Origin of the sequence: Rhodococcus sp. NPDC060176, from assembly GCF_042728675.1 — a bacterium.
Taxonomy (GTDB): Bacteria; Actinomycetota; Actinomycetes; order Mycobacteriales; family Mycobacteriaceae; genus Rhodococcus_F.
Genome location: NZ_JBHWYS010000002.1, coordinates 63,050 through 76,942, shown reverse-complemented (window position 1 = coordinate 76,942; position 13,893 = coordinate 63,050). Strand labels below are relative to the sequence as shown.

Sequence of the window (13,893 nt, the reverse complement as noted above, 5' to 3'; positions counted from 1 at the left end):
TTCAGCGAAGCGAAATACCCAGCAACGCATCCACGGCATCGGCGAACTCGCCGGGTGCCTGTGCGTCGGATCCGCCACCTTCGATTGCGCGGCGTGCCCAACCGTCGAGCGCGTCGAGAGCCTTCGGGGTGTCGAGGTCGTCGGCCAGGTGCTGACGCAACCGTGCGACGGTGTCGGTGACGGACTGTGCGGAACCGAGGGCCGCTGCCTCCCGCCACACCTGAAGACGCGACTGAGCATCCTCGAGGACCTGTTCGGTCCACGCGCGATCCTGGCGGTAGTGGCCGGAGAGCAGTCCGAGTCGGATTGCTGCGGGGTCCACGCCCTCGCCGCGCAACTTGGAGACGAAGACCAGGTTTCCGCGACTCTTCGACATCTTCTCGCCGTCGAGGCCGATCATGCCGGTATGCACGTAGTGCCGCGCGAAACGGCGATCGCCCGTCGCCGATTCGGCATGCGCAGCCGAGAACTCGTGGTGCGGGAAGATCAGGTCGCTGCCACCGCCCTGGACGTCGAAGCCGGAGCCGATGCGGTTGAGCGCAATGGCAGCGCATTCGATGTGCCAACCGGGGCGACCCGGCCCGAAGGGCGAGGGCCACGAGGGCTCGCCCGGACGCTCCGCCCGCCAGACGAGTGCGTCGAGCGGATTGCGCTTGCCGACGCGATCGGGATCTCCGCCGCGTTCGGCAAAGAACTTCTCCATCGTCGCGCGGTCGTAGCCCGACTCGTAACCGAACTGCTCGGTCGCGTCGGCGCGGAAGTAGACGTCGGGGAACTCGGCGTCGTCGACGACGTAGGCGGCGCCGGACGCCACGAACTTCTCCACCAACTCGACTACTTCGTTCACCGACTCGACGGCGCCGATGTAGTCCTTCGGCGGTAGTACCCGCAACGCTTCCATGTCCTCACGGAAGAGTGCCGTCTCACGCATGCCGAGGACCATCCAGTCCTCGCCGTCGCGATTGGCCCGCTCGAACAGCGGGTCGTCCACGTCGGTCACGTTCTGGACGTAGTGGACGTCGTGTCCGGCGTCTCGCCAGATGCGGTTCACGAGGTCGAACGTGAGGTACGTGGCCGCGTGACCGAGGTGGGTGGCGTCGTACGGGGTGATGCCGCAGACGTACATCGTCGCCTTCTTGCCCGGCGTGACGGGACGAACCTGACGGTCGGCTGTGTCGTACAGCCGCAACGGCGGCCCCTGACCGGGAACGGACGGGAGTGCGGTATCGGACCAAGACTGCATGCTGCCGAGCCTAGTGGAGGCTGCTCTGAGGCTCGGAAGGTGCTGGCTGATCCTGCTCCGGTTCGGGCGTCGACGCGAGCTTGCTCGGCCACCAGATCTTCTGACCGATGTCGTAGGTCAAGGCCGGTACCAGCAGAGATCGGACGATCAGGGCGTCGAGCAGGACGCCGAACGCCACGATGAACGCGATCTGCGCGAGGAACAACAGCGGGATGACCGCCAACGCCGAGAAGGTTGCTGCCAGAACAACTCCGGCAGAAGTGATCACCCCGCCGGTGACTGTGAGTCCCCGCAGAGCACCCGCGCGAGTGCCGATCTTCAGCGCTTCCTCCCGCACCCTCGTCATGAGGAAGATGTTGTAGTCGATTCCCAGCGCCACGAGGAACACGAATGCGAACAGCGGAACCACCGGATCCGCGCCGGGGAAGCCGAAGACGTGGTCGAACACCAGCGACGAAATGCCCAGTGTCGCAGCAAACGAGAGCACCACGGTGCCCATGAGGAGCAACGGCGCCAGAAGCGAACGCAGCAGGAGCGAAAGAATGACGAACACCACGATGATCACCACCGGAATGATGAGAGTTCGGTCACGAGTCGAGGTGGTCTTCGTGTCGAGATCGGTCGCTGTGACGCCACCCACCAGTGCGTCGGCGCCGTCCACGGCGTGAACTGCATCACGTAGACGGACGATCGTGTCTTCGGCCGCGAGTGAGTCGGCAGCGTCAGTCAGCGTCGCCTGCAGGGAGACTCGTCCGTCGACAACCAGAGGTGATCCCCCGTTCTGGACGACACTCACATCACTGACACCGTCGACGCGACTTGCTGCCGCGACCGCATCGACCTGGTCGGCATTGGCGATCACCACGGCCGGCGACCCTGAACCGGCGTCGAAGTGCTCACCGAGAATCTCCTGGCCTGCAACCGAATCGACGTCGAGCAAGAAGATGTCGGACGAAGAGACACCGCTGGCCTTGAACTGCGGCATCATCAGCGCGAAGATCACCAACACCAGCGTCGACGCCACCCAGAAGCGGCGCGGATGCCTACCGATTCGAGCAGCGAGCCCGGCCCAGAACCGGTGATCGTTCGCCTCGTCGTGGTGCTCGCGGTCGGCGTCGAACTTCGGCTTGGTCGGCCAGTAGGCAGTTCGCCCGAACAACACCAGCACTGCCGGTAGGAACGTCATCGACGCGAGGAAGGACGCGGCAATTCCGATGGCAGCCACCGGACCGAGTCCGCGGTTGGAGTTCAGGTCGGAAAGCAACAGGCACAGAACGCCCGCGATGACCGTTCCGGCGGACGCTGCGACGGGTTCGAGCGTCGCGCGCCACGCGGTACGCATCGCCGCGTACTTGTCCTTCTTGATCCGCAACTCTTCGCGGTAGCGCGAGACCAGGAGCAGCGCGTAGTCGGTGGCGGCGCCGAACACGAGGATGAACAAAATGCCCTGGCTCTGACCGTTCAAGGCGATGACGTCTGCGTCCGCGAGCAGATATACGAGCAAGCTCGACAGACCGAGGGCGAAGATCGCCGAGAAGATCACGACGAACGGCAGGATCGGGCTCCGGTAGACGACGATCAGAATCAAGATCACGACGGACCCGGCGACCAACAACAGCAATCCGTCGATGCCTGCGAATGCTGCCGAAAGATCCGCAACCTGTCCCGCGGGTCCGGTGACCTTGACCGTGAGTCCATCAGGGCTCGATTCCAGCGCCGTGCGCAGCGCTTTCACGCTGTCCTTGACCTCGAGCGTGCTGTCGACCGGCAAAAACATTTGCAGTGCCTGGCCGTCGGCTGACGGGATCGGCGGCGATGACGCGTCCCCGAACCCCTCGGTACCGACGAATGAATCGACGGTCTGGGACAGGAAGGTGGAGTCCGAAGGCTCGAGTCCACCTGATCGTTCCGCCACGATGATGGCCGGCACGAAGCGTGTGTCCGTGAAGCTCTCTTGAAGCTTCGCGACCTCGGTGGCTTCGGCCGAGGCGGGCAGGAACGAGGTGTTGTCGTTCTGCTGCACCGTGCTGAGCTTTCCGGCGAACGGCCCTCCGAACCCTCCGATTGCCAGCCAGCCGATCACGAGGAGAGCTGGCACAATCCATCGAAGGCGACGAACAGGACGATTTTGTACTGGTGTGCTCACTGGGTCTCCAGAGATCGGCAACAGATGAGGACTTGCCGACTATTTTGTTCAGCATGCTGAGTAATTGCAAACGGAAGGCAAAAACATGACCAGCGACGGCCTGGACGACTGGCCCACCGGCCGGCTGTTGTCCACCGCTGCACGCCTGGTGGAGCACTCGTGGGAGAAGGTCTTGCGGTCTCAGGACATGACGCACGCGGGCCTGATCGTGCTCCACTCGATCGCCGGTGGGGCGGCGTCTCAACGCGACATCGCGAAGAATGCCCGAGTCACCGATCAGACGATGAGCCGCACGATCGACCGTCTCGAACGAGCGGGTTACGTCACTCGTGACACCGATCCGAGGGACGAGCGCCGGCGCGTGATCGCGATAACCGACACCGGAAGACTGACGTACGAGCGACTACTGACGCTCGAGAAGGAAGATGCGGCGTTGACCGTCGGCGTCGGGGATGTCGCCGCGCTGCGCGAACAACTACTGCGATTGGTTCGCTCACCCGGATTGAAGACCGCAACTCGCGAACAGCAGGAAACGTCTCGAGACTAGAAAGCCGGCCAGGGAATCGTTCGATGGCCGTTCGGTTCGGGCATCACAGCGGACTCTGCGAACTGCATCGCCCGCACCGCCAAAGCCACGATCTCTTCCTCGGTGATCAGTTCGGACAACTCGTCGCCCAGATCCCCGTCGAGAGTTGTCGCGAGTTCGGCGACGTCGGTAATCAAGGCGCCCGGTACGGGCTGCCCCGCCCACCCCCACAACACGGTCCGCAGCTTGTTCTCCGAGTGAAGACAGATTCCGTGATCAACCCCGTACACCGAGCCGTCGACGCCCTCGAGGGCGTGACCGCCCTTGCGGTCGGCATTGTTGATGAGGACGTCCAGAACGGCCATTCGTTGCAGCCGCGGATCGTCCGCATGGATGAGGGAGACGGGTTCGCCCTCCGAGTCGAAGGCCTGCAGAACCTCGAACCACCCGGGTGGAACATTGCCGGGACTGCACAGGTCGACCATCTCGAGGCCGCCCGATCCGTCCGCGCGGCGATCGACGGTGTCGATCCACCGCTGCACCATTCCTGGACCGAAAGGACCGTCCCGCAACACTGTTCGCGGAATCACTCCCCAGCCCAGCGCCTCGGACACGCGGTACGACGCGACCTCACGCCCCGCCAGAGTGCCGTCCGGGAAATCCCACAGGGGGCGTTCCCCACGCACCGGCTTGTAGACCACACGGGTGGACTGCTCCCCCAGAGTCGACTCGCACACCAGCGTGGCGTTGCTTGCCGTGGTGATCTGGCCGATCAGGGTCAGATCACCCTCGAGCAGAACGTCCGGCACTCCAGGTTCGGACACGACGTCAGACCTCGTCGTCGTCTGCGTCGTCGATCGCAAAACCGAAGGACTCGCCGCGTCGGTAGCCGTTGGTGCGGATGCAGACGTGCCCCTCGGGCGCCAACGGTTCACCACACAGTGGGCACGGCGCGCGTCCCGCCGCGATGACGCGTTCGGACCGCAGCGAAAATTCGCGCGCTTGCTCAGGTGTCAGAAACACACGGACCGCGTCCGGACCGTCGTCGGCATCGTCGAGGACAACCGATTCGTCGAACTCCGTCTCGCTGACAGCAAGCAACTCCACGACGACCGCGCCGGCATCGGCGTCCCAACCGAGTCCCATCGTGCCCACCCGGAACTCCGCGTCGAGCGGAGTGACCAACGGGCTGAGATCGGAGACGTCGTCTGCCTGCGGCGGAACCTCGGTTCCGAACCGGCGATGTACCTCTTCGAGGAGCAGGCCCATGCGATCGGCGAGGACCTGAACCTGCTGCTTCTCGAGCAGCACACTCACCACCCGTGCTTCGTGCACGGCCTGAAGATAGAAAGACCTGTCACCGGGTTCGCCCACCGTTCCTGCGACAAATCGGTCAGGAGTGCGAAATACGTGAATCGCGCGCGACATTGCACCTCCTCGAGTTCGAGCAGAACATCACTGAGTACCCATTATCCGTCACAGCTCACGCACCGACCTCTCCGCCGGGTACGGACTCCTGCGCGGGAGCCGAGCCGTTGGTCGCGGCCTTCGCTGCACCGATCGCTGCGAGTACGTCTCCGGTGTCGTTGACCCGCAGTACGAACGGCAGCGTGGCCGTGTACCGAATCACGCTGACTGAAGCGGGCTCGGCGACGATGCGCTGGAATGAATCGAGGTGCATCGCAAACGCGTCGGCAAGAACCGATTTGATGACGTCGCCGTGCGTGCACGCGATCCAGACGACGTCTTTGCCGTGTTCTTCGGCCAGCCGTGCGTCGTGCTCGCGGATCGCGGCAACGGCTCGCGCCTGCACCTGGGCCAGTCCTTCACCGCCCGGGAACACGGCACCGGAAGCGTGGCGCTGCACCACTTTCCAGAGCGGTTCCTCCAGCAGTTCCTTGAGAGGGCGGCCCGTCCAGTCTCCGTAGTCGACCTCGATGAGGCGATCCTCCACCAGCGGCGTCAGACCACGGTCGACGGCGATGGGGCCGACCGTCTGCTCGCACCGCAACAGCGGCGAGCGGACGATCTCCGCGATGTCCAGACCGACCAGCCGATCGACGACGCCTTCGGCCTGTTTCCGGCCGTGATCGTCGAGTTCCACACCCGGCGTTCGACCGGCCAGGGTATGGGCAGTGTTGGACGTCGACCGCCCGTGCCGCAGTAGGACAACTGTCATTCCACAACCCTAATGGGGCGGTGGCCGCACGGACGGGTGGTCGACGTCGAAACAGGCTCTATGTCGCGGACACGACCCCTGTGGCCAGCAGCGCAAGGACGACTACGCCGAGAGCGATTCTGTATCCGACGAACCAGTACATGGAGTGATTCACCACGAAGCGAAGCAGCCAGGCGATTGCTGCGTAGCCGACCGCGAAGGCGATGACGGTCGCCACGAGCAACTGCGGGCCGCTCGCGTTCAGGCCCTCACCTGCCGGTTCGAAAGCGTCCGGAAGGCTGAACAGGCCGGAGGCGAGAACTGCCGGAATCGCCAAGAGGAACGAGTAGCGAGCTGCGGCCTCACGAGTGAGCCCGAGGAAGAGTCCGGCGCTGATCGTGCCACCGGAGCGCGAGACGCCCGGGATGAGCGCGAGTGCCTGCGCCGAACCCATGATGATGCCGTCGCGCGCTGTGAGAGTTTCGATGGGCCGAGTCTTGCGCCCGTAGTACTCGGCAGCGGCGATGACGAGCGCGAACACGATCAACATCGTGGCGATCAACCACAGATTGCGTGCGCCGGTACGGATCTGGTCCTTGAAGAAGAAGCCGAGGATGCCGACTGGAATGGTGCCGATGATGACGTACCAACCCATGCGGTAGTCGAGATCGCCCCGGTGCTCGGCGTTGAACACACCCCGGAACCAGGCAGTGATGATCCTCACGATGTCGCGCGCAAAATAGATCAGCACTGCCAGCTCGGTGCCGAGTTGCGTCACCGCGGTGAAGGACGCACCGGCGTCACTGCCGAAGAATATCTCCGACACGATTCGCAAATGTCCGGAAGACGAGATGGGCAGGAACTCGGTCAATCCCTGCACGAGGCCCAGGATCACGGCCTGGAGCCAGGTCATCGCTTCGCCCATCACTCACCGATCCCGGCTGATTCGAATGGGGTTACTGCACACAGGTTTCGTGTGTCGGGTTCACGTTTCACCGGCGCCACGCTACCGGTGCTCACTGCAGCGCGCCGCGCCCGGCACGTCCGTGTCCGAATACCCCGACTCGAGGCGAGCGCCCACTAGTCTGCACGTGGTGAGATCTCTCGGGTGCCGCACTTGCGCACACGAGTCGGGCGCGAGATGCAGGCGGTTATGAAGCACAGATCTGTCGGAACGAGCGGACTTCGGGTCTCGCGACTTGGGCTCGGCACACTGACATGGGGACGCGACACGGACGGCGACGAAGCTGCGGCGCAGCTGCTCGCCTTCGCCGAGGCAGGCGGAACCCTGGTCGACACCTCGCCCGCGTACGGCGCCGGTGCGGCGCAACGGATCCTCGCCGAGTTGCTCGACGACGTCGTTCCGCGTGACGAACTCATCATCAGCTCGAGCGCCGGCATCGATCCCACTCCGATCGGCACCGACCGCGTCGACTGCTCGCGGCGCGGATTGCTCCGCCAACTCGACGCGACTCTTCGTGAACTCGGAACCGACTTCCTCGACATGTGGCAGGTCGCAACCTGGGATCCGCTCACGCCCGTCGACGAGGTTGCAGCAACCCTCGACTACGCGGTCTCGAGCGGCAAGGTGCGGTACGTCGGGGTGCGAGGTTACCTCGGCTGGCAGCTGGCGACGGCCGTCGGAGCCGGTGGCGCAACAACACTCGCCGCGACGCAGGCCGAGTACTCACTGCTCGCACGCGGCGTCGAGGAGGAATTGTTCGCAGCGGCGGCCCATCACGGCGTCGGAGTGTTCGCCGCAGTGCCTCTCGCGGGCGGCGTTCTGACTGGCAAATACCGCGACGGCATTCCCGTCGATTCCCGCGGCGCCGACGAAGCACATTCACAGGACGTTCAGAGCTACCTGACCGATTCCTCGATCCGGGTGGTCGACGCCGTCGTTACCGCCGCCGACGGTCTGGGTACTTCACCACTGGCGGTGGCACTGGCCTGGGCGCGCGATCGCGCCGGGGTGGCCAGCGCCGTCGTCGGCACGCGTGATCTCGCCCAGTTGACAGGAGTACTGGCAACCGAAGAATTGGAACTTCCGAAAGCGATTGCCGCGGCTCTCGACGACGTGAGCGCTTAGTTCGTCCCGCTGATCGAAATACCGAAGGTATCGCCTTGGCGAGGGCAGGCTAACCTAGTAGGCAACGCTTTACTACAGCCTCAGGAGAATCCATGACCACGCTCGACGCAGACAGCCTTTCCGCAGACGCAGGCCCCGCCTTCTCCGAACGAATCAAGACCGAGACGGACGCAGCGCACCGCGAGACCGAGCAGTCGCGTTTCGTGGGTGCTCTGCTCGGCGGTGAGCTGACCACCGCAGGCTATGCCGCTCTCCTGGGGCAGACCTACCTCGTCTACACCAGCCTCGAAGAAGCCGGCCGCACCCACGCCGACAACGAGTTGGTCACTCCGTTCCTGTCCGAGGATCTGCTGCGGGTGGCTTCACTCGAGTCCGATCTCGAATTCCTCGGCGGACCGAACTGGCGCGACGAACTCGTGGCACTGCCGGCAACCGAGCGCTACATCGCCCGGCTGAAGGAGGTGGCGTTCGACTGGCCCGCCGGCTTCGTCGCACACCATTACCTGCGCTACATGGGCGATCTGTCCGGCGGACAGATCATCCGCCGCATGCTCGAACGCGCCTACGGATTCGAGACCGACGGACTTCGCTTCTACATCTTCGAAGGCATCCCCAAGCCGAAGCCCTTCAAGGACGATTACCGCTCGAATCTGGATGCACTGCAGATTCCTGCCGAGGAACAGCAGCGTTTCATCGACGAGGTGAATCTGGCGTACCGCCTCAACGGCGACCTGTTCGCCGACCTCGAAGGCGACATCGAGAGCTACCTCGTCAAATGATGAAGCGCTTGGCCGCGGCGGCGCTGGTCGCAGCAGCCGGTTTCGGTCTGGTGGCTTGCGGGTCCAGCGACAATTCCACGACATCTCAGGGTGCCCGGACCGCGGAACTCGAAGATTCCAGCCCGGTTCCCGTCTCCGACAACCCGACCGCGACACTGCCCGTGACGGTGAAGAGCTTCGACGGCGTCGACGTGACCATCACCGACAACAGCCGGATCGTTGCGGCCGACCGCTACGGGACGCTCGCGACGACGACGGTGGCGCTCGGCCTCGGTGACAATCTTGTCGGCCGCGACACTGCAGCCAAGTTCCCCGCAGTCGCAGACGTTCCGGTTGTCACGGTCGGCGGCCAATCGCTCAACACCGAGGCGATCCTCGACCTCGATCCCACCGTGGTTCTCACCGACACGAGTATCGGGCCCAAGAGCGTCCAGGATCAGTTGCGCGCCGCCGGTGTTCCAGTCGTCTTCTTCGATCCCACCCGAACACTCGAGGGTGTGCCGGGGCAACTCCAGGCCGTCGCCGACGCGCTCGGCGTCCCCGCCCAGGGCGCGGCGCTGGTCGATCGGACCGAATCGGAAATCGCTGGAGCTCGTGATCTGGTCCCCGCCGAGGGCGATCCGCTGAAGATCGCGTTCCTCTACATGCGCGGATCGGCCATCACCATGATCGGCGGTGAAGGGTCCGGAGCCGATTCCTTGATCGAGGCACTCGGCGCCACCGATGCAGGAACCGCCTCGGGCATCGCACAACAGTTCGTGCCCATCACCAGCGAGGCGCTCATCGCCGCCGCGCCGGACGCCCTGCTCATGATGACGGACGGGTTGGCGTCGATCGGCGGTATCGACGGCCTCGAAAAGGTCCCTGGCATTGCTCAGACACCGGCCGGAAAGAACAAACGAGTAGTCGACATGGAGGACGGAGTGTTGCTCAGCTTCGGGCCGAACACCGGACGTGTCATGGCGGCACTTGCCGAAGCGATCTACGAGCCCGGTGGATCGTGAGCAGAGATTTGTGAGTGCTGATTCGTGAGTACAGAAACAGATAGTTCCGACGCAGGTAAGACTGGGTCCGCAGCCGAGGATTCACACGAGGTCAAGGGCGCCGACAAGTCGGCATCTCGCCCCGCGTCGCGGTCGCGGGTGAGTGCAGTTCTGATCAGCTTGACTCTCGCTTTGGTGATCGTCGCAGTGCTGTCGGCGTGCATCGGTCAGGTTCCGACGTCACCAATCGAGGTTTTGGGCAGCATCCTGCACCGCATCGGGCTCGATCTCGGTCCGATGCCCGCCCATCCCAGCGGTGAAGTGACCTTGTGGGAGGTTCGTTTCCCCCGCGTCGTGCTCGCCATCTGTGTCGGCGCGGCGCTGGGATGTTCCGGTGCGCTCCTGCAGGGTGTGTTCTCCAATCCACTCGCGGAGCCAGGAGTGATCGGAGTGTCCGCGGGCGCTGCGGTCGGCGCGAGCGCTGTCATCGTCGTCGGCGGCACGTTCGTGGCCGGCTGGGCTGTAGCTGCCGCGGCGTTCGTCGCCGGACTGGTGACCACAGCTGCGGTGTATCTGCTCGCTCGGCACGAGGGCAGAACCGAAGTGGTGACGCTGGTGCTGACCGGCGTTGCGATCAACGCGTTCGCCGGCGGTCTCATCGCCTTCTTCACCTTTGTCGCCAGCCCGTCTGCTCGCGATCAGATCGTGTTCTGGCAACTCGGCTCACTCAACGGCGCTTCCTGGAACGCAGTCCTGATCGTGGCCCCGATGACCGTCGTCGGGATCGCCGCGACGATGGCGATCGCCCCGCGCCTGGACCTGCTGGCGCTCGGTGAACACGCGGCCCGTCACCTGGGCGTCAACGTCGAACGGCTGCGCCAGTTCGCGGTTCTGATCGTCGCTCTCCTGGTCTCGGCGAGTGTTGCCTTCACCGGCATCATCCTCTTCGTCGGTCTGGTCGTTCCGCACCTGATGCGCATTCTCGTCGGCCCTGGCCACCGCGCGCTGATTCCCGCGAGCGCCCTCGCCGGCGCACTGGTTCTGCTGGTCGCAGACCTCGGCTCGCGGTCGCTGATCGACAACGCGGACCTGCCACTCGGAATGCTGACCGCTCTGGTGGGTGGACCGTTCTTCTTCTGGCTTCTCCGACGCACTCGTGCACAACAGGGCGGGTGGGCATGAGCAGCCTCGTCCGAAACTGGCGCGAACTCTTCGGCCGCGTCACCCCCGAACCGGAGAGCCCTGGCGTCGGTGACGTCACGCTCGAGGCGCGCGACATCACCGTCGAGCGCGGTGGTCGGCACATTCTCGAAGGCGTGTCGCTCGAAGTCCGGGCCGGAGAAGTCGTCGTCCTCGTCGGACCGAACGGCGCCGGTAAGTCGACACTTCTTGCGGCGCTGGCCGGTGATCAGCCCGTCATCGCGGGGCGGGTGGACGTCGACGGCACCGACCTCACACAGTGGTCGCCGATCGATATGGCGCGCCGACGCGCGGTGCTCCCCCAGAAACACACCATCGGATTTTCGTTCAGTGCTCGCCAGGTCGTTCGCATGGGCCGCGCACCCTGGGCCGGAACTCGCCGAGAAGACCGCGACGGCGCTGCCATCACAGCGGCGATGAAGACCTGCGATGTCGAGGGGTTCGCCAATCGGCCGTTTGCCGTGCTGTCCGGTGGCGAGCAGGCGCGAGTCGCACTTGCGCGGGTACTGGCGCAGGAGACGTCGACCATCCTGCTCGACGAACCAACGGCAGCACTCGATCTCGGACACCAGGAAGCGGTGATGTCCGTGGCTCGCGCCCGCGCTGCGGACGGCGATGCCGTCGTCGTCGTGTTGCACGATCTCGCGTTGGCAGCGGCGTACGCGGATCGGATCGTCGTGCTCGAAAATGGACGGATCGCCGCTGACGGTCCCCCGGAATCGGTGTTGCACGAAGAACTTCTGACCCGCGTCTACGGATATCCGGTCGAGGTGTTCCCACATCCGAAGACCGGAGCAACCCTGGTGATCCCGCGCCGAGAATTCACCGAACAGAATCGATGATCGATCCCAGCCTGTTGAGGACGGCTCTCACCGTCGGCAGGCTGCGACCGTCGCCCTCACGAACTCCGTCACCGGGACCGGGCTGTGACCAATCAGCCTCCGTCGACAGAACTGCGTCGCGGACCACACCGGCGATGCTTCGCTCGTCGGTCAGATCGATATCGGTCACCGATCGCTCGGCCGTAGCGATGACATCCGACGGGGTCGGCACACTGTGCTCGCAGTATTCGCCGTAAACCTCGACGAACAACACGCTCTTGCGTACGCGAAACGCGAAAGTTCGACCGTCGGACCTGCCGAAACCGTGTGCGTGAGCGCCGACGGTGAGGTCCTCGATCTCGAAGCCCGGCCGCGCCGGTTCGGGCGACTGCGCGCCGGAATCGGTGGGTTCTGTGGGAATCACAATGATCTCCTCGGTGATTGCAGCGTTAACCGCAATCGCTGTTCGTACGGTATCGCGTCAAGGGTGTGAGCGGAATGGTCGGTAGATCCTCGACGCGATGAACGGCGCCCGACTGCGATCAGGGATGATCGATGACAGTCGCACTGCGTGAAGAACAGATGACAAGAAAAAGAGGAACTACACATGGCTCGCCTAGGGATCCGCACCACTGCAGCAGCAATGGGAGCGGCGGTTCTGCTGGTCACAGGATGTTCTTCCGGAGATGGCGGTGACGACCTCATCACGATCGATCCCGCAACGGCCGCGGTCTCGCCGGCCACCACCAGCACCCCGGACGGCGTGGTTCACCCGTATTCAGGTCTGATCGATTCCATCACATTCGACCCGATCACGCGCAGCGCTGTCCTGGTCGCCGACAACCCACGCTCGGTGCTGGTCGTTCCTGCGGACGGCTTGTCCGGCGCCGACCCGGCCTCGACAGGTCGTCCGATCACCCTGAATTCGGACGTGCGCGACGTCTCGATCGCCGCTGACGGCAACGCACTGCTGTCAATGGATCGCCAGGTAGTGAAGCTGAAACTGACGTCGGGCGAACAGACTTCCATCCCGGTCGACGGCCAGGCGAACTCCGCGGTCGAACTCACCGACGGCCGCATCGCGATCGGTACGGACAATGGTTCAGTTCACATCGTCGACCCTAAGACCGATCAGTCACAGAAGGTTTCGGGATTCGCATCCGTGGACGAACTCGCGGTGACCGGCGGCAACCTGAGCGCCCTCGATCACCGTCAGACCTCGCTGACGGCGATCAACCTCGAAGACGGCAAACTCGGCGTTGCACTCCGTGCCGGTGAGGGTGCGACCCACCTGGCCACCGATCGCTTCGGACGCATCATTGTCACCGACACCACCGGCAACGAACTGCTCGTCTTCACTGCCGATCCGCTCCTGATGCACCAGCGCTACCCCGTCGGCGAGTCGCCGTACGCCGTTGCCTACGACGAGACCGCGGATCGAGTGTGGGTCACGCTGACCGCAACCAACGAGGTAGTCGGCTTCGACCTGTCGTCCGGCATCCCTGTGGAGACCGGACGGTTCAAGACGGTGCGACAGCCGAATTCGTTGGCCGTAGACTCTTCCAACGGCAATCTGATCGTCGGATCGGCAACCGGTGACGGGCTGCAGGTCATCCCGTCACGGGAGAACTGATGGAAAAGCGTGCGCGCGGGATCCCCGCGCAGTGGGAAACGTCGGACGACAAGTTCGACTACGTGCCACTCCGGCTACCGCCGAATGTTTCGCGGGTCACGGCGTCGATGCGCCTGGCGATCTCCGCCGAGTTCGGCGGTTGGGAACTCTCCCGTGTTCGTCTCTATCCCGACGGCAGCCGACGTGTGCTTCTCAAGCGCAAGAAGACGCCGCTGCACGTGACCGATCCGGACGGCATTCAGCACTGATCGTCCAACAGACGACCAGGGCCCGCCGCTGTCGAAGCCGCTGACAACATCACACCACCGAAGAGCT

15 protein-coding genes are annotated in these 13,893 nt (G+C 64.4%); 8 read left to right on the top strand and 7 right to left on the bottom strand.

Going from position 1 to position 13,893, the window contains the following annotated elements; all coding sequences use genetic code 11:
- Window position 1: 1 nt before the first annotated feature.
- Complete coding sequence (mshC, locus tag ACFWEM_RS08845; protein ID WP_378532915.1) at window positions 2-1,243, bottom strand: cysteine--1-D-myo-inosityl 2-amino-2-deoxy-alpha-D-glucopyranoside ligase; 1,242 nt, start codon at window positions 1,241-1,243, stop codon at window positions 2-4.
- A 10-nt stretch (window positions 1,244-1,253) separates the two neighbouring features.
- The gene (locus ACFWEM_RS08840) at window positions 1,254-3,341 is read right to left on the bottom strand and encodes an MMPL family transporter (protein WP_378532913.1); all 2,088 of its coding nucleotides are present in this window, start codon (window positions 3,339-3,341) and stop codon (window positions 1,254-1,256) included.
- A gap of 133 nt (window positions 3,342-3,474) precedes the next feature.
- Between ACFWEM_RS08840 and ACFWEM_RS08835 the strand changes: the two genes are divergently transcribed.
- A complete protein-coding gene (locus tag ACFWEM_RS08835) occupies window positions 3,475-3,936 on the top strand; it encodes a MarR family winged helix-turn-helix transcriptional regulator (RefSeq protein ID WP_378532911.1) in 462 nt (153 codons plus the stop codon).
- Here ACFWEM_RS08835 and ACFWEM_RS08830 read toward each other — a convergent pair.
- The 4 genes from ACFWEM_RS08830 to ACFWEM_RS08815 are packed head-to-tail and all read right to left on the bottom strand — an operon-like array spanning window position 3,933 to window position 6,998.
- The gene (locus ACFWEM_RS08830) at window positions 3,933-4,739 is read right to left on the bottom strand and encodes an SCO1664 family protein (protein WP_378532909.1); all 807 of its coding nucleotides are present in this window, start codon (window positions 4,737-4,739) and stop codon (window positions 3,933-3,935) included. The two genes, ACFWEM_RS08835 and ACFWEM_RS08830, sit on opposite strands and share 4 nt — an antisense overlap.
- A gap of 4 nt (window positions 4,740-4,743) precedes the next feature.
- A complete protein-coding gene (locus ACFWEM_RS08825; protein ID WP_030537532.1) occupies window positions 4,744-5,343 on the bottom strand; it encodes a DUF3090 domain-containing protein in 600 nt (199 codons plus the stop codon).
- A gap of 55 nt (window positions 5,344-5,398) precedes the next feature.
- Window positions 5,399-6,094, bottom strand: a complete 696-nt coding sequence (locus ACFWEM_RS08820) for a histidine phosphatase family protein (protein WP_378446070.1) — start codon at window positions 6,092-6,094, stop codon at window positions 5,399-5,401.
- Window positions 6,095-6,152: 58 nt separating this feature from the next.
- Window positions 6,153-6,998 carry an undecaprenyl-diphosphate phosphatase gene (locus ACFWEM_RS08815; protein ID WP_230815760.1) on the bottom strand — a complete coding sequence of 282 codons (846 nt, stop codon included), beginning with the start codon at window positions 6,996-6,998 and terminating at the stop codon, window positions 6,153-6,155.
- A gap of 228 nt (window positions 6,999-7,226) precedes the next feature.
- On the opposite strand from ACFWEM_RS08815, the gene ACFWEM_RS08810 reads away from it, so the two are divergent.
- From ACFWEM_RS08810 to ACFWEM_RS08790, 5 genes are all read left to right on the top strand, one after another.
- Entirely contained in the window at window positions 7,227-8,162 is a 936-nt protein-coding gene (locus ACFWEM_RS08810; RefSeq protein ID WP_003946175.1) for an aldo/keto reductase, read from the top strand.
- A 92-nt stretch (window positions 8,163-8,254) separates the two neighbouring features.
- Window positions 8,255-8,941 (top strand): heme oxygenase (biliverdin-producing), encoded by a 687-nt coding sequence (locus ACFWEM_RS08805; RefSeq protein WP_378532906.1) that lies wholly within the window; start codon window positions 8,255-8,257, stop codon window positions 8,939-8,941.
- A complete protein-coding gene (locus tag ACFWEM_RS08800; RefSeq protein WP_378532904.1) occupies window positions 8,938-9,945 on the top strand; it encodes a hemin ABC transporter substrate-binding protein in 1,008 nt (335 codons plus the stop codon). Before ACFWEM_RS08805 ends, ACFWEM_RS08800 begins: the two co-directional genes overlap by 4 nt.
- A 138-nt stretch (window positions 9,946-10,083) precedes the next feature.
- Window positions 10,084-11,106, top strand: a complete 1,023-nt coding sequence (locus tag ACFWEM_RS08795; protein WP_378534493.1) for a FecCD family ABC transporter permease — start codon at window positions 10,084-10,086, stop codon at window positions 11,104-11,106.
- Window positions 11,103-11,966 carry a heme ABC transporter ATP-binding protein gene (locus ACFWEM_RS08790; protein ID WP_378532902.1) on the top strand — a complete coding sequence of 288 codons (864 nt, stop codon included), beginning with the start codon at window positions 11,103-11,105 and terminating at the stop codon, window positions 11,964-11,966. Before ACFWEM_RS08795 ends, ACFWEM_RS08790 begins: the two co-directional genes overlap by 4 nt.
- Here ACFWEM_RS08790 and ACFWEM_RS08785 read toward each other — a convergent pair.
- On the bottom strand, window positions 11,947-12,369 hold the full coding sequence (locus ACFWEM_RS08785) for a hypothetical protein (RefSeq protein ID WP_378532900.1): 423 nt from the start codon (window positions 12,367-12,369) through the stop codon (window positions 11,947-11,949). The genes ACFWEM_RS08790 and ACFWEM_RS08785 overlap by 20 nt on opposite strands.
- Window positions 12,370-12,552: 183 nt before the next feature.
- On the opposite strand from ACFWEM_RS08785, the gene ACFWEM_RS08780 reads away from it, so the two are divergent.
- Both ACFWEM_RS08780 and ACFWEM_RS08775 read left to right on the top strand, forming a co-directional pair.
- A complete protein-coding gene (locus tag ACFWEM_RS08780) occupies window positions 12,553-13,578 on the top strand; it encodes a hypothetical protein (RefSeq protein WP_378532899.1) in 1,026 nt (341 codons plus the stop codon).
- Entirely contained in the window at window positions 13,578-13,826 is a 249-nt protein-coding gene (locus ACFWEM_RS08775; RefSeq protein ID WP_007733391.1) for a DUF5703 family protein, read from the top strand. The genes ACFWEM_RS08780 and ACFWEM_RS08775 overlap by 1 nt, the downstream gene beginning before the upstream one ends.
- The last annotated feature ends 67 nt before the right edge of the window (window positions 13,827-13,893 follow it).

What these genes read in the sequence shown, in the direction of transcription:
- ACFWEM_RS08805 (WP_378532906.1), top strand. Translation starts at nt 8,255, where the DNA reads ATGACCACGCTCGACGCAGACAGCCTTTCCGCAGACGCAGGCCCCGCC.
- ACFWEM_RS08825 (WP_030537532.1), bottom strand. Translation starts at nt 5,343, where the DNA reads ATGTCGCGCGCGATTCACGTATTTCGCACTCCTGACCGATTTGTCGCA.
- ACFWEM_RS08815 (WP_230815760.1), bottom strand. Translation starts at nt 6,998, where the DNA reads ATGGGCGAAGCGATGACCTGGCTCCAGGCCGTGATCCTGGGCCTCGTG.
- ACFWEM_RS08810 (WP_003946175.1), top strand. Translation starts at nt 7,227, where the DNA reads ATGAAGCACAGATCTGTCGGAACGAGCGGACTTCGGGTCTCGCGACTT.
- ACFWEM_RS08820 (WP_378446070.1), bottom strand. Translation starts at nt 6,094, where the DNA reads ATGACAGTTGTCCTACTGCGGCACGGGCGGTCGACGTCCAACACTGCC.
- ACFWEM_RS08775 (WP_007733391.1), top strand. Translation starts at nt 13,578, where the DNA reads ATGGAAAAGCGTGCGCGCGGGATCCCCGCGCAGTGGGAAACGTCGGAC.
- mshC (WP_378532915.1), bottom strand. Translation starts at nt 1,243, where the DNA reads ATGCAGTCTTGGTCCGATACCGCACTCCCGTCCGTTCCCGGTCAGGGG.
- ACFWEM_RS08835 (WP_378532911.1), top strand. Translation starts at nt 3,475, where the DNA reads ATGACCAGCGACGGCCTGGACGACTGGCCCACCGGCCGGCTGTTGTCC.
- ACFWEM_RS08790 (WP_378532902.1), top strand. Translation starts at nt 11,103, where the DNA reads ATGAGCAGCCTCGTCCGAAACTGGCGCGAACTCTTCGGCCGCGTCACC.
- ACFWEM_RS08800 (WP_378532904.1), top strand. Translation starts at nt 8,938, where the DNA reads ATGATGAAGCGCTTGGCCGCGGCGGCGCTGGTCGCAGCAGCCGGTTTC.
- ACFWEM_RS08780 (WP_378532899.1), top strand. Translation starts at nt 12,553, where the DNA reads ATGGCTCGCCTAGGGATCCGCACCACTGCAGCAGCAATGGGAGCGGCG.